We start from the raw sequence: 14777 nt of genomic DNA, 5'->3' as shown, positions 1-14777 counted from the left end.
CGTTTGATGTTAACGCGACGAGTGGAAAATTTGCCGCTCGAAACCGCAGCCAATTGAGTCTATCGTCCGGCCGAATTTCAGAAGGAGTCGGAAATGACCGAACTAAATCCTGTCCTTGCGCGTGCGGACCAGAATCTCGATTCGAGCCTGGAAAAGCTGTTCGAGCTCTTACGCATCAAGTCGATCTCGACCGATCCGGCCTATAAGGCCGAATGCCGCAAGGCAGCCGAATGGCTCACAGGCTATCTGAAGACACTCGGCTTTGAAGCCTCGGTTCGTGACACGCCCGGCCATCCGATGGTGGTCGCTCATCACGAAGGCGCCTTGGCTGATGCACCACATGTCCTCTTCTACGGTCACTATGACGTGCAACCAGTCGATCCCATCGAGCTGTGGGAAAACGATCCCTTCGATCCTGCCGTCAAGGATGGCGGCAGCGGTCGCAAGATCCTGACCGGCCGGGGCACCGCCGACGACAAGGGCCAGCTCATGACCTTTGTCGAAGCCTGCCGCGCCTACAAGGAAATCAATGGCGCGCTTCCCTGCCGCGTCACCATTCTCTTCGAAGGCGAGGAAGAATCCGGTTCGCCGTCGCTGAAGCCGTTTCTCGAAGCCAATGCCTCCGAACTCAAGGCGGACTACGCCCTCGTCTGCGACACCAGCATGTGGGATCGGGATACGCCGGCGATTGCGGCAGCACTTCGCGGCCTTGTCGGCGAAGAAATCGTGGTGACCGCTGCAGATCGCGACCTGCATTCCGGCCTTTTCGGCGGTGCTGCCGCCAATCCGATCCATATCCTCGTGGAAATTCTTGCCGGCCTGCATGACCAGACCGGGCGCATTACGCTTGATGGTTTCTATGACGGCGTCGAGGAAACACCCTCCAACATCAAGGCATCCTGGGAAGCGCTCGGCAAGTCGGCGGAGAGCTTCCTCGGAGAAGTCGGCCTTTCCGTCCCGTCGGGCGAAAAAGGCCGCTCGGTCCTCGAGCTCACCTGGGCGCGCCCGACCGCCGAGGTCAACGGCATCTGGGGCGGTTATACCGGCGAAGGTTTCAAGACCGTGATTGCAGCCAAGGCATCGGCGAAGGTTTCCTTCCGCCTCGTCGGCACACAGGATCCGGCAGCGATCCGCGAGAGCTTCCGCGCCTATGTTCGCTCGAAGATCCCGGCTGACTGCTCAGTCGAGTTCCATCCGCATGGCGCCTCGCCGGCCATCCATCTTTCCTATGACTCGCCTGTTCTGACCAAGGCACGTACGGCACTTTCCGATGAATGGCCGAAGCCTGCCGTCGTCATCGGCATGGGCGGCTCGATCCCGATCGTCGGCGATTTCCAGAAGATGCTCGGCATGGAATCCCTGCTCGTCGGCTTCGGTCTCTCCGACGACCGGATTCATTCGCCGAACGAAAAGTACGAGCTTGCCTCCTACCACAAGGGCATCCGCTCCTGGGTGCGCATCCTTGCTGCGCTGAAGGCCTAAAACGAAAAGGCGTGCCCGCGGTCTGCGTGGCACGCCGTCCGAAATCTACAAACAAAAAGGCCGGGGCAAACCGGCCTTCCGTTACCCGCCTCATCTCAGTGCCAGTACATCCGTGGTCAAGGGAGAAGCGGATAGTGCACAGCCAGAGTGATCAGGAAAGGCTAACGACCGGTTAAACGATCCATCCGACCAAATCTCAGAAACGGTACGGCCGATCATGCGCACAACATTTCTGGGGCTGCGATTTCTTGGTCACTATGTCGGAAGCCGCCTTCCGCATTTCAAGGCCCCGGGAGCGCTGGCGCCGCGGAGCGGACTATTATTGCCGCGATCGCGGTCCCAATCGCCCCTAAAGAAAAGGACCCGACGTATCTGGTGATACGCCGGGCCTGATATTGATCGGCACGTGTTGAGGGGAGACGGACCGATCTGAGCGGGACGTGAGGGGTATGTCCCGCTGCAGATAAAACTGCCGCGAAGCGTATTGGTTCCCTTCCCACCCGGATGATGTGCGTTTTGAGTCGCAAGCAGGTAGTGCAACTTCCCGGCGTTAGCTTTGTGTGCCTATTGGGTCGATCGTCATTTTCTGGCCGGATGTTGCCCTCTGCTTCTTCGGCGAGCGGAGGCCGCGGCTGTATATGTCGGTTTTGCGACATCGCGAGGAATGGCAGCCATTCTGGAATGAGGCCCGCCACCAGCAAAAAGGCAGGAAATAGCGTCACTTGACCTATTGGCTATCGTTCTTAACAGCTCGTTAAATCGCCGCATTTACAGTTCAGTCGGGTAAAACCGCTACCGAGGGGCGGTCTTTGGAGCAAGGGTGCGCCGCTCTGCCATGGTAGCCAGACGTAGATCAGATGAAAGAATCGAACCGTCCTTTAACGGCCGTGGCGGCCGCGAGGATGATGACGAATTCGCGCTCGATGACGACGACCGCATCGACGGCAGACACGGCGCCAAGCGCGCATCGCGATCACCGGCGCCACGCCGCGTACCGGCCAAGCGCCGTCCCGAGCCGCGGGAACGCGACGGCGGCGGCCTGTTCATATTTCTGCGCAGGGTGATCTATTGGTGCGTCGTGCTTGGCATCTGGGCCGGCATCGGCGTCGCCGGGCTCGTGCTCTACTACGGGTCGCGTATGCCGAGCGCCAGCACCTGGGCAATCCCGGAACGGCCGCCGAATGTCAAGATCACAGCCGTCGATGGCAGCGTGATCGCCAATCGCGGTACGACCGGCGGCGAGGCGCTCTCGCTGGAGAGCATGTCGCCCTATATTCCGGAAGCCGTCATCGCCATCGAAGATCGGCGCTTCTATTCGCATTTCGGCGTCGATCCGTTCGGCCTTGCGCGTGCCTTCGTCAACAATTTGACCGGCCAGCCGATCCAGGGGGGCTCGACGCTGACGCAGCAGCTCGCCAAGAACCTGTTCCTTTCGCCCGACCGCACGCTGGAGCGCAAGGTGCAGGAGGTGCTGCTCTCCTTCTGGCTGGAGCAGAAATATACCAAGGACCAGATCCTTGCGATGTATCTCAACCGCGTTTATTTCGGCTCGAACGCCTATGGCGTGGAAGCGGCCTCCCGCCGTTATTTCAATAAATCGGCGCGGGATGTGAACCTCGGCGAAGCGGCCCTGCTTGCTGGCCTTGTGAAAGCGCCGTCCCGTCTTTCGCCGGCGCGTGATCCGGAGGCGGCAAATGCCCGCGCCCAGGTCGTGCTGCAGGCGATGCGCGATCAGGGCTATATCAGCGCCGACGAAATCAAGACGGCGATGTCGCAGACGCCGGCCTCTGCCCGCAGCTATTGGTCGGGCGCCGGACAATATGTCGCCGATATGGTGATGGACGAGTTGCAAGGCCTGGTCGGCGACGTGAAGGAAGACGTCATCGTCGATACGACGATCGACAAGACGCTCGAAAAAAAGGCCGAGCAGTCGCTGATCGGCGTGCTCGACAAGGAGGGCGGCAGGTTCGACGCGTCGCAGGCAGCCCTCGTCTCGATCGACGGCACGGGTGCGATCCGAGCGCTCGTCGGCGGCAGGGATTATGCGACGAGCCAATTCAACCGCGCCGTCAAAGCCAAACGCCAGCCGGGCTCCTCTTTCAAGCCTTTCGTCTATGCGACCGCGCTCGAAAAGGGCCTGACACCGGATTCCGTATTTAACGACGCACCGATCCGCATCGGCAATTGGACGCCGGAGAATTACGAGAAGAAATATAATGGCGAAGTGACGCTTCGCACGGCGCTCGCCAAGTCGCTCAATACGGTGGCCGCCCAGCTTGTGATGTATGACGGGCCGGATCAGGTGATCAAGCTCGCCCATCGCCTCGGCATTGAATCGGACCTACAACCCAATGCCTCGATCGCACTCGGCACCTCGGAAGTGTCGCTCATGGAGCTCACGGCCTCCTATGCCGCCTTCATGAACGGCGGCTATAAGGCGACGCCGCATGTGATCCGCCGGGTAACCACCACCGATGGCAAAGTGCTTTACGAGAATACCTACGATAATCCTCCGCGCGTGCTTTCCGAGCAGATTGTTGCCGAAATGAACATGATGATGATGGGCGTCATCAACGGCGGTACCGGTTCGAGCGCCAAGCTTCCCGGCTGGCAGGCGGCCGGCAAGACGGGCACGACGCAAAATTCGCGCGATGCGCTGTTCGTCGGCTTCACCAGCAACCTGACGACGGGCGTATGGTTCGGAAATGACGACGGCACGCCGATGAAGAAGGTGACCGGCGGCGGGCTTCCGGCCAAGGCCTGGAAAGAATTCATGGTCGCCGCGCATAAGGGGCTTTCTCCGGCACCGCTCTTCGGCATGGGCCAGACATTCGCCGATCCCGGAACCACTCCAGGCATCGACCCCAACGGCGGACAGCCGATGGCGCAGGCACAGCCGGTGCCCGAACAGCCTTCGACGGTCAGCAGCATCATTTCCGGCGTCTTCGGTGGCAATGATGATTTGAACCGCTATCCACCGGCGCCCGGACAGCGGCAGGCAGCCATTCCCGTCACTGGTAGAAACGGGGGCGGACCTGTACCGCCTGCAGATGTTGCCGGCGGCGGCTACGACGACACGGTCCCCTCTGGAAATGCCGGAGGAGCGCAACCGCGGCACACGACGCTGCTTGACCTCATCATGGGGCAGTAACAGTATTGAACGGGATCCGCGTGCCTTGCGGCAGCACGTCCCGCGCAAAGCGAGGCATGCAAGATTGCGAGGTTTGCAGGTGCAAAGCAGGCCTTTTTCCAACTACTGTAAAAATTGAGGCAACACATTCGTTTTGCTGGATTCCAAGCCATTTCTCGCCTTGCAGTCCAGAAAACCGCTCCTTATATACGCCGCATCACCGCAATCACGATTGCGTAATCTTAGTAGACCCATCCCGTAAGGGGCTGTCAGGGAAATGCCTTCTCGGGGTTCCGACAGCTTGCTTCAAGGAGAGAATGACATGGCAAAAGTAATTGGTATCGACCTTGGAACGACAAATTCCTGCGTCGCAGTCATGGACGGCAAAGACGCAAAGGTCATTGAGAACGCGGAAGGCGCGCGCACGACCCCTTCTATGGTGGCATTTTCCGATGACGGCGAACGCCTTGTCGGCCAGCCGGCCAAGCGCCAGGCAGTCACCAACCCCACGAACACCCTCTTCGCCGTAAAGCGCCTCATCGGCCGCCGCTATGAAGACCCGACCGTCGAAAAGGACAAAGGGCTCGTTCCTTTCTCGATCATCAAGGGCGACAATGGCGACGCCTGGGTCGAAGCCAACGGCAAGGGCTACTCGCCCGCACAGATTTCCGCGATGATCCTTCAGAAGATGAAGGAAACCGCCGAATCCTATCTTGGTGAAAAGGTCGAAAAGGCCGTCATCACCGTTCCCGCATACTTCAACGACGCGCAGCGCCAGGCAACCAAGGATGCCGGCAAGATCGCTGGCCTTGAAGTACTCCGCATCATCAACGAGCCGACCGCTGCAGCGCTCGCCTACGGCCTCGACAAGAAGGATGGCAAGACGATTGCCGTTTACGACCTTGGCGGCGGTACTTTCGATATCTCGATCCTCGAAATCGGCGACGGCGTCTTCGAAGTGAAGTCCACCAACGGCGATACTTTCCTCGGCGGCGAAGACTTCGACATGCGTCTCGTCGAATATCTGGTTGCCGAGTTCAAGAAGGACAACGGCATCGACCTGAAGAACGACAAGCTCGCCCTGCAGCGCCTCAAGGAAGCTGCCGAAAAGGCAAAGATCGAGCTGTCCTCTTCGCAGCAGACCGAAATCAACCTGCCGTTCATTACGGCCGACGCTTCCGGTCCGAAGCACCTGACGCTGAAGCTGACCCGCGCCAAGCTCGAAAGCCTGGTCGATGACCTGGTCCAGCGCACCATCGCTCCGTGCAAGGCAGCCCTCAAGGATGCCGGCGTTACGGCAGCCGAGATCGACGAAGTCGTTCTCGTTGGCGGCATGAGCCGCATGCCGAAGGTCCAGGAAGTCGTCAAGCAGCTGTTCGGCAAGGAACCGCACAAGGGCGTGAACCCGGATGAAGTCGTCGCTCTCGGCGCCGCCATCCAGGCCGGCGTTCTCCAGGGCGACGTCAAGGACGTTCTGCTCCTCGACGTAACCCCACTGTCTCTCGGCATCGAAACGCTCGGCGGCGTCTTCACCCGCCTGATCGAACGCAACACGACGATCCCGACGAAGAAGAGCCAGACCTTCTCGACTGCGGAAGACAATCAGCAGGCCGTCACCATCCGTGTCTCGCAGGGCGAGCGTGAAATGGCTGCCGACAACAAACTGCTCGGCCAGTTCGACCTCGTCGGCCTGCCGCCGGCACCGCGCGGCGTTCCGCAGATCGAAGTCACCTTCGACATCGACGCCAACGGTATCGTGCAGGTTTCGGCCAAGGACAAGGGTACTGGCAAGGAACAGCAGATCCGCATCCAGGCTTCCGGCGGTCTCTCCGACGCCGACATCGAAAAGATGGTCAAGGATGCCGAATCTCATGCTGCCGAGGACAAGAAGCGCCGCGAGACCGTGGAAGCCAAAAACCAGGCTGAAAGCCTTGTTCATTCCACGGAAAAGTCGCTCAAGGACTATGGTGACAAGGTTTCCGAAGCCGACCGTAACGCGATCTCCGATGCGATTGCCGCTCTGAAGTCTGCGGCCGACGCAACCGATGCCGATCCCGAAGACATCAAGGCCAAGACCCAGACGCTCATGGAAGTTTCCATGAAGCTCGGCCAAGCGATCTATGAAGCCCAGCAGGCCGAAGGCGGCGCAGCCAACGCTTCTGCTGAGGACGATAACGTCGTCGATGCCGACTACGAAGAAGTCAAGGACGACGACCGCAAGAAGTCCGCGTAATACGGGGTTGCGGCCTACTCTAGACGATAGACATCCGGCTGCTCACCATGGCAGCCGGAAATCCATTTCCGGGGCTTAAATTGGCAAAAGCGGACTTTTACGAAACTCTGGGTGTAGCCAAGACGGCGGATGAGAAAGAGCTGAAAAGCGCCTTCCGCAAGCTGGCAATGAAATACCATCCGGACAAGAACCCGGATGACAAAGACGCGGAACGCAAGTTCAAGGAAATCAACGAAGCCTACGAAACGTTGAAGGACCCGCAGAAGCGCGCGGCCTACGACCGGTATGGCCATGCGGCCTTCGAACAGGGCGGCATGGGAGGTCCCGGCGGCTTCGGCGGGGGCGGATTTGCCGGCGGCGGCTTCTCCGACATCTTCGAGGACATCTTCGGCGAGATGATGGGCGGCGGCCGTGGGCGCCAACGCTCTTCCGGCGGGCGCGAACGCGGCGCCGACCTTCGCTACAATATGGAAATCTCGCTGGAAGAGGCCTTTTCCGGCAAAACGGCGCAGATCCGCGTTCCGACATCGATCACTTGCGACGTCTGTTCCGGTTCCGGGGCAAAGCCGGGCACGCAGCCGAAGACCTGTGGCACCTGCCAGGGCTCGGGCCGCGTACGCGCGGCACAGGGCTTCTTCTCGGTCGAACGCACCTGCCCGACCTGTCACGGCCGCGGCCAGATCATTCCGGATCCATGTCCGAAGTGCCACGGCCAGGGCCGTGTGACGGAAGAGCGTTCGCTCTCGGTCAACATTCCCTCGGGCATCGAGGACGGCACCCGCATTCGCCTGCAGGGCGAAGGCGAGGCCGGCATGCGCGGCGGTCCGGCGGGCGATCTCTACATCTTCCTGTCGGTAAAGCCGCATGAGTTCTACCAGCGCGACGGAGCCGATCTCTATTGCGCCGTGCCGATCTCCATGACGACGGCAGCGCTCGGCGGCACCTTCGATGTGGCGACACTCGACGGCACCAAGTCGCGCGTCACCGTTCCCGAGGGAACGCAGGCGGGCAAACAGTTCCGCCTGAAGGGCAAGGGCATGCCTGTGCTGCGATCCAGCCAGACGGGCGACCTCTATATCCAGATCCAGATCGAGACGCCGCAGAAACTCTCCAAGCGCCAGCGCGAGCTTCTGCAGGAATTCGAGCAGCTTTCCTCTAAGGAAAACAATCCGGAATCGACGGGCTTCTTTGCCCGGATGAAGGAATTCTTCGAAGGCTGATTTCGATAGCGCTGATGATTGCAAAAAGCCGGAGGTTCCCCCTCCGGCTTTTTTTCATGGGCGCTCCATTTCTGAACACATGTATCGGGCTGGGACGCAGGCCGACCGGCAGATGTTTTGTGTTAACGCAGAGGCCGAATCGCCCTTGCAAGTTCCTGAAATCCATACTGTCTTCGGCCTATAGTCCGGACTAACAGAGGGTATCTCCATGTCGGCAACCAACTTTCCCAACTACCTGCCCGAAGATGTCGATGCGCTGGCAGGTGCGCTCTATTCGTGGTGCGCTGAACGCAACATCAAGCTCCGCAGCCAGCAGGGCCTTTCGATCGCCAGCATTGCGATCGATCTCTATCATGCCGGCCATCAGACGCAGGATGCTCTGCTCGTTGCGCTACACGAGCGCGAGCTTCATTGAATTCATCATTTGAAGAACGCGTGAAACGCTTCAGGCGGCGTTTTCGGTTGCCTGGCCGTTCATGAGATTGAGGATCGTCTTGACCGCCTGCTTGCCTGCAGACGAACTCAACCTGTCATAGCTGACCGCCAGTTCATAGGCCTCAGGGCTCAGCTCAACGCGATTGGCAAATTGGGAGATACCCGTACCCTCGAAAAGCTCGGAGATATCAACTCCCAGAAAGACCGCTATCTGATGCAGCTTGCTGGCAGAGACGCGGTTCGTCCCCTTCTCGTATTTCTGTATCTGCTGGAATGTAAGGCCAAGTGCTTCGCCGAGCTCCAGTTGAGAAACACGCCGGCGAGCGCGCAGTTGTCTCACGTTGCGACCGACAATGATATCAATCGGATCTGGCACTGCTGCGCTCTCTCCCGGTAAACCCTTTATTTACCATATAGCGTCAGCTGAATATCTCAACCCGGAAGTTGCAAATTTCAACCGACTTTTTTTGGGCATTATGCCCCGCTAAGCAGTTGTTGCCCCGCAGGTTCTACAATTTCAGCTGCCAATTTGATGACTTTACGGCGATGTTACGAAAAATTGAACAGCTTTTGGTTGACTTCATTTCATGCGGCGATAGTTAGTCGCGCCGGGAACCCGATCTGACGAGAGGCTTCGAATACTGCCATGACATCCGCTCCCACCGGGAAACATGATGCCGACAGTATCGTCATCGATACGCGCCGCCAAAAGCTGATGATGCTCCTCGACTCGTTGAAATCCTTGCGCGGGTCGATCGTAGGTCGGCCAGATCTCCTCTACTGGATAGAGAAGGCAATTGCAGAGGCTGAGGCCCAGCTCGAAACTCCCATTCCTCGCATGCATTAGGGACATGAGCAGGTCCCAGCCTTGATATCCGTGCGGCTTCGGCTTAGCTGTCAGCCCTAACGATTCCGGATATCCGATGCCGCACAAGGTTTCCCTTTCCCGTCTGAAGCTGACCGATTTTCGCAATTACGCATCGGCCTCGCTTTCGCTCGACGGGCGGCATGCGGTGCTGACCGGCGACAATGGTGCCGGCAAGACCAATCTCATGGAAGCCGTCTCTTTTCTGTCGCCCGGACGCGGGCTACGCCGCGCCGCCTATGGCGACGTAACGCGCGTGAATGCCGCAGGCGGCTTCTCGATCTTTGCCGAACTCGATGGCATGGAAGGCGATGTCGAGATTGGCACCGGAATCGATACCAGCGACGAGACGACGACGCGCCGGCTGCGCATCAATGGAACGACCGCGAAAACGGTCGACGAGCTGACCGACCATCTGCGCGTGCTCTGGCTGACGCCAGCCATGGACGGGCTTTTTACCGGCGGCTCATCGGACCGCAGACGGTTTCTCGACCGGCTCGTCCTGTCGCTCGACCCCGAACACGGCAGACGCGCCAGCGACTTCGAACGCGCTATGCGCAGCCGCAACAAGCTGCTCGACGAAGGCCGCTTCGATCCTTCCTGGCTTTCAGGCATCGAGGCGCAGATGGCAAACCTCGGGATTGCGATGGCGCTCGCACGGCAGGAAATGCTCGGCCTGCTGACGCGGCTGATCGAGGAAAGCCACGAGACATCCCCCTTCCCTTCCGCATCGCTGCAGCTTGCGGGTTTCATGGATGGTCAGTTTTTCAGGCCCTCAGTCGACCTCGAGGACGAATACATGGCGATGCTGGCTGCCAGCCGTTACCGCGATGCCGGCGCCGGGCGTACGCTGGAGGGACCGCATCGCGCCGATCTCATCGTGCATCATCGCGAGAAGCAGATGGAAGCGGCCCGCTGCTCGACCGGTGAGCAAAAGGCCCTGTTGGTGGGCCTCGTCCTTGCCCATGCGCGGCTCGTCGGCAATCTTACGGGCCATGCGCCCATTCTGCTTCTGGATGAGATCGCTGCCCATCTCGATGAAGGCCGCCGTGCAGCATTGTTCGACCTGATAGACGGGCTCGGAGGCCAGGCCTTCATGACTGGAACAGACCGCTCGATGTTTGCGGCACTCGGTGAGCGGGCGCAGTTTTTCACGGTTGCCGACGGGAAGATTCTCGAATGAGCGATAGCACTTCTCCTGCCGGTTCAGGGCGTGATAGCATCGTGCCCATGGAACCTCTGAGCCCTGACGAAATTGCACGATACCATCGTCATATCCTGCTGCCTGAAATCGGCGGCGCAGGGCAGCAAAAGCTGAAGGCCGCGCGCGTGCTTGTCATCGGCGCCGGCGGGCTCGGTGGGCCGATCCTGCAATATTTGGCGGCCGCGGGTGTCGGCACGCTCGGCATTGCCGATGACGACCGCGTTTCCCTCTCCAACCTGCAGCGGCAAGTCATCCACGATTCAGGCACCATTGGTGAACTGAAGACGGAAAGTGCTGCGCAAGCGATCGCGCGGCTAAATCCGCATATCAAGGTTATCCGGTTCACCGAACGCTTTTCGGCCGAGGTGGCGCGCCGGCATCTTTCCGGTTTCGACCTGCTGATCGACGGTTCAGATAATTTCGACACACGCTATACTGCCGCCGATGCGGCCGAGGAAGCGCGCATTCCGCTCGTTACGGGTGCTGTCGGCCGCTTCGACGGATCGCTGACAGTGCTGAAGCCTTACGAGGCTAGCGAAGACGGTACCGCCAATCCCGGCTACCGCGATCTTTTTCCGGAAGCGCCGCCGGCCGGCCTGATCCCCGCTTGCGCGGAGGCCGGGATCATCGGTGCACTGACGGGCGTCATCGGCACGCTGATGGCCATGGAGGCGATCAAGCTCATTACCGGTGCTGGTGAACCGTTGATCGGCCGCTTGCTGCTCTATGATGCGCTCTCGGCTCGCTTCGACACCATCCGCTACAAGCGTCGGCGCGCGAGGCAGAGCAAGACTGCATGACCCCTTTCCGCATCGATGGGAGCTTTGCCCGCTGGGGCGAACTGCTCAACCTCATTCTCGCATCCTTTGCCTATATGGAAGGCCGCATCGATCCGCCCTCCTCGGCAATCCGCCTGACGGCGGAATCGCTGGTAGAAAAAACAAAGGCAGAAATCGCTTACGCCGTTGAGAATGACGGACAGCTCGTCGGCTGCATTTTCCTGCGCCCGGAGCCAGACTGCCTCTACGTCGGAAAGCTTGCGGTTCTGCCATCCGCGCAGGGCAAGGGCATCGGCCGTCGCCTGCTGGCGGTCGCAGAAGAGACGGCGCGCGACCTCAGCCTTCCGGCGCTAAGGCTTGAGACGCGGATAGAGCTCATCGGCAATCACGCGACCTTCACTGCCTGGGGCTTTGCCAAAACCGCTGAGAGGTCTCATCCAGGCTTTGCGCGCGTAACGTTCATCGAGATGCGGAAAGCGCTTATCGACTAAGGGTGTGAGTGCCTCAGGGCCCTCACCGTCCCGGCAGCACCCGGTTCGGCGGACGATGGCCGTCAATGAAGGCGCGGATGTTGATGATGACCTTGTCGCCCATCTCCGCGCGCCCTTCGATCGTTGCCGAACTCATATGCGGAAGCAGCACGACCTTGCCCTCATTGGCGAGCTTTACCAGCTTCGGATTGACCATAGGTTCGTTCTCGAAGACATCGAGCCCGGCACCGGCGATCTTTCCTTCCCGCAGGCTTTTAATCAGCGCGGCCTCATCGATCACGTCGCCGCGGGCCGTATTGACGAGGTAGGCCGTCGGCTGCAGCAGCGCCAGCCGGCGCGCCGAGAGCAGATGGAAAGTGGCCGGCGTCGAGGGGCAATTGACCGAGACGATATCGACGCGAGCCAGCATCTGATCGAGGCTTTCCCAATAGGTCGCCTCCAACTCATCTTCAGTCGCCGGGTGGACCCGCTTGCGGTTGTGGTAATGGATCGACAGCCCGAAGGCTTTGGCGCGTCGCGCAACGGCCGTGCCGATGCGGCCCATTCCGACGATGCCGATGCGCTTTCCATGGATGCGGCGTCCGAGCATCCAGGTCGGAGACCAACCGGCCCATTCGCCTGGCCTGTCGGTCAGCACACGCGCGCCTTCGCCGATTCGCCGCGGTACGGCGAGGATCAGCGCCATCGTCATGTCGGCAGTGTCCTCTGTAAGCACATTCGGCGTGTTGGTGACGGTGATGCCTTTGCGTGCGGCAGCCTCGACATCGATATGATCGGTACCGTTCGAAAAGCTTGCGATCAGCTTCATCTGCGGCCCGGCCTGATCGATCAAGGCCGCGTCGATCCGATCCGTCACTGTCGGAACGAGGACGTCGCAGCTTTTGACAGCTTCGCCAAGTTCGAGGGCGGATCGTGGCGTGTCGTCTATATTCAACTCGGCGTCGAAAAGCTCGCGCATGCGAGTTTCGACGACATCAGGCAGCTTGCGGGTTATGTAGACCTTCGGTTTTTTCTTCGTCGTCATAGCGGCTTGCGGTGCCTTGTTCAGAGGTCTTTAACCAAGTTGGGCGATCATTTCCCCATTCCGGGCATTTTCTACCAGACCCGCACGCGAAGACAAACAAAACTCGCGAGGCGACCGGGGAATCCCGGAAAACGAGCAGGCAGGGCCTGCTTCGAATTCGAGCCAACGGAAGCTTCCATGCGTCGCACTGTTCTGAAGTCCTGCCTCGTCCTGGCGGTCGCCTTTGCCGTATCCGCAGGCACAATTGAATTTGCGCAAGCCCAAACGGCAGCCAAGGGGCCGAGCGGCCTGCCGCTGCCGCGCTTCGTGACGCTGAAGTCCAAGCGCGTCAATCTGCGCATCGGACCGGGAACGGATTACGCCGTTTCCTGGCTCTATCTGAAATCCGGATTGCCGGTCGAAATCATCCAGGAATATGACAACTGGCGCCGCATCCGCGATGCCGATGGCACCGAGGGCTGGGTCAACCAGTCGCTGCTGTCAGGCCAGCGCGCCGCTATCGCGGCGCCGTGGATGAAAGGCAAGGGCAAAGGCGTCTATGTCAACCTCCGCCGTGAAGCGCAACCGTCCTCCAGCATCGTCGCAAAGCTGGAGCCCGGCGTAATGATCACGATTGGCGAATGCAGCGGAGAGTGGTGCTTTGCAAAGACCGACGGCGCCGAGGGCTGGGTGGCGCAGTCGGAAATCTGGGGCGCCTATCCGGGCGAGGCCTTTAAATAAGGCCCGCCTCTTTTGCGGCTTCGGCCAGCGATTTCATCGGCCGCGGGCCGATCTGCTGAATGACGATGCCGGCGGCAAGGCAGCCGAGCTTGCCGCAATCTGCCAGCGAACGGCCCTGGGTGTATCCGTACAGGAAGCCCGCGGCGAAAAGGTCGCCAGCGCCCGTGGTATCCACGAGCTCGTCGATCTTGATTGCATCGACGTAATGGCGCTCGTTGCCCTTCAGGATCACGGCCCCGTCTTCGCTCACGGTCACGGCAGCGATCCTGCAATCCTTGGCGATCTTGTTCAGCGCCTCTTCGAAATCATCGGTCTCGTAAAGCGACAGTGCCTCCTGGCGATTGGCGAAGACGATGTCGACCTTGCCGGACCGCATGAGATCCAGGAACTCGCCGCGGTAGCGATCGACACAGAAGCTGTCAGACAAAGTCATCGACATTTCGCGGCCGTTCTCATGTGCGATGCGGGCGCAATCGAGGATCGCTTCCTTGGCGCGCGGCGGATCCCATAGATAGCCTTCAAAATAGGTGACCTTGGCCTGCGCGACTACATCCGCTTCGACATCCTCAGGCCCGAGTTCGACGCAGGCGCCGAGATAGGTGTTCATCGAACGCTCACCGTCATCGGTGACGAAGATCATCGACCGCGCAGTCGGCGGAAACGTGCCTTTGGCCTTTGTCTGATAGTGAACGCCCTGGGCACGGATATCATGCGCGAAGATCTCGCCGAGCTGGTCTTCCGCGACCTTGCCGAAATAGGCGGCCTTGCCGCCGAGGCTGGCAATACCAGCGGCCGTATTGCCCGCACTGCCGCCGGAAGCCTCAAGTGCCGGCCCCATGCGGGAATAGAGCAGTTCGGCGCGATCGGCATCGATGAGGTTCATCGCAGCCTTGGTGATCTTGTTGTCAATGAGGAACTGGTCGTCGCAACGGGCGATGATATCGACGATTGCGTTGCCGACTGTCAGAACATCGAATTTGGTCATGAAATGGGAAGTCCCGGATTTTGTGATAGCCGGTAGTCGGTCTTAGCGAAATTTGCCGGTATTGGAAGGATAAATAGCACACAGCCTTATAAGTCTTCGCAAAACTGCCGCTTATTCGTCATGCCGTTGTCACCTTGCCTACCTAAAAATCTCATCGGAAAGATCGGCATGCAGTTTTTCGTAAAGCTGGTTGCGGAAGGGATGATCCC

General features: G+C 59.8%; 13 protein-coding genes. 10 read left to right on the top strand and 3 right to left on the bottom strand.

Features of this window, described 5'->3' with window-relative positions:
* Positions 1–93 precede the first annotated feature (93 nt).
* The 5 genes from FHX15_RS04780 (at position 94) to FHX15_RS04760 (ending at position 8480) form a co-directional block, all read left to right on the top strand.
* Complete coding sequence (locus FHX15_RS04780) at positions 94–1482, top strand: dipeptidase (RefSeq protein WP_184394192.1); 1389 nt, start codon at positions 94–96, stop codon at positions 1480–1482.
* Between the two features lie 835 nt (positions 1483–2317).
* Positions 2318–4633: a transglycosylase domain-containing protein gene (locus tag FHX15_RS04775; RefSeq protein ID WP_184394190.1), complete on the top strand. Its 2316-nt coding sequence runs from the start codon at positions 2318–2320 to the stop codon at positions 4631–4633.
* Between the two features lie 301 nt (positions 4634–4934).
* Positions 4935–6845, top strand: a complete 1911-nt coding sequence (gene dnaK / locus FHX15_RS04770; RefSeq protein WP_184394188.1) for a molecular chaperone DnaK — start codon at positions 4935–4937, stop codon at positions 6843–6845.
* A gap of 80 nt (positions 6846–6925) precedes the next feature.
* Positions 6926–8065, top strand: a complete 1140-nt coding sequence (gene dnaJ / locus FHX15_RS04765) for a molecular chaperone DnaJ (RefSeq protein WP_184394186.1) — start codon at positions 6926–6928, stop codon at positions 8063–8065.
* Between the two features lie 208 nt (positions 8066–8273).
* Entirely contained in the window at positions 8274–8480 is a 207-nt protein-coding gene (locus FHX15_RS04760) for a hypothetical protein (RefSeq protein WP_184394185.1), read from the top strand.
* A gap of 30 nt (positions 8481–8510) precedes the next feature.
* Here FHX15_RS04760 and FHX15_RS04755 read toward each other — a convergent pair whose 3' ends face one another.
* Positions 8511–8876 (bottom strand): helix-turn-helix domain-containing protein, encoded by a 366-nt coding sequence (locus FHX15_RS04755; RefSeq protein ID WP_184394183.1) that lies wholly within the window; start codon positions 8874–8876, stop codon positions 8511–8513.
* Between the two features lie 270 nt (positions 8877–9146).
* On the opposite strand from FHX15_RS04755, the gene FHX15_RS04750 reads away from it, so the two are divergent.
* The 4 genes from FHX15_RS04750 to FHX15_RS04735 all read left to right on the top strand — a co-directional run bounded on the left by FHX15_RS04750 (position 9147) and on the right by FHX15_RS04735 (position 11839).
* Entirely contained in the window at positions 9147–9347 is a 201-nt protein-coding gene (locus FHX15_RS04750; RefSeq protein ID WP_184394181.1) for a hypothetical protein, read from the top strand.
* 76 nt (positions 9348–9423) lie between these two features.
* Complete coding sequence (gene recF, locus FHX15_RS04745) at positions 9424–10548, top strand: DNA replication/repair protein RecF (protein WP_184394180.1); 1125 nt, start codon at positions 9424–9426, stop codon at positions 10546–10548.
* Positions 10545–11369, top strand: a complete 825-nt coding sequence (locus FHX15_RS04740; RefSeq protein WP_184394178.1) for a molybdopterin-synthase adenylyltransferase MoeB — start codon at positions 10545–10547, stop codon at positions 11367–11369. The genes recF and FHX15_RS04740 overlap by 4 nt, the downstream gene beginning before the upstream one ends.
* Complete coding sequence (locus FHX15_RS04735) at positions 11366–11839, top strand: GNAT family N-acetyltransferase (RefSeq protein ID WP_184394176.1); 474 nt, start codon at positions 11366–11368, stop codon at positions 11837–11839. The genes FHX15_RS04740 and FHX15_RS04735 overlap by 4 nt, the downstream gene beginning before the upstream one ends.
* Before the next feature lie 22 nt (positions 11840–11861).
* On the opposite strand, the gene FHX15_RS04730 is transcribed toward FHX15_RS04735, so the two are convergent.
* The gene (locus FHX15_RS04730; RefSeq protein WP_184394174.1) at positions 11862–12863 is read right to left on the bottom strand and encodes a D-glycerate dehydrogenase; all 1002 of its coding nucleotides are present in this window, start codon (positions 12861–12863) and stop codon (positions 11862–11864) included.
* Between the two features lie 177 nt (positions 12864–13040).
* Here FHX15_RS04730 and FHX15_RS04725 point away from each other — a divergent pair, with 177 nt between their 5' ends.
* Positions 13041–13583: an SH3 domain-containing protein gene (locus tag FHX15_RS04725; RefSeq protein ID WP_184394173.1), complete on the top strand. Its 543-nt coding sequence runs from the start codon at positions 13041–13043 to the stop codon at positions 13581–13583.
* On the opposite strand, the gene FHX15_RS04720 is transcribed toward FHX15_RS04725, so the two are convergent.
* On the bottom strand, positions 13576–14568 hold the full coding sequence (locus FHX15_RS04720; protein ID WP_184394171.1) for an adenosine kinase: 993 nt from the start codon (positions 14566–14568) through the stop codon (positions 13576–13578). The two genes, FHX15_RS04725 and FHX15_RS04720, sit on opposite strands and share 8 nt — an antisense overlap.
* Positions 14569–14777 lie beyond the last annotated feature (209 nt).

Source organism: Rhizobium sp. BK650 (assembly GCF_014195325.1).
GTDB lineage: Bacteria > Pseudomonadota > Alphaproteobacteria > Rhizobiales > Rhizobiaceae > Rhizobium.
This window is presented reverse-complemented; position numbering and strand designations above follow the sequence as displayed.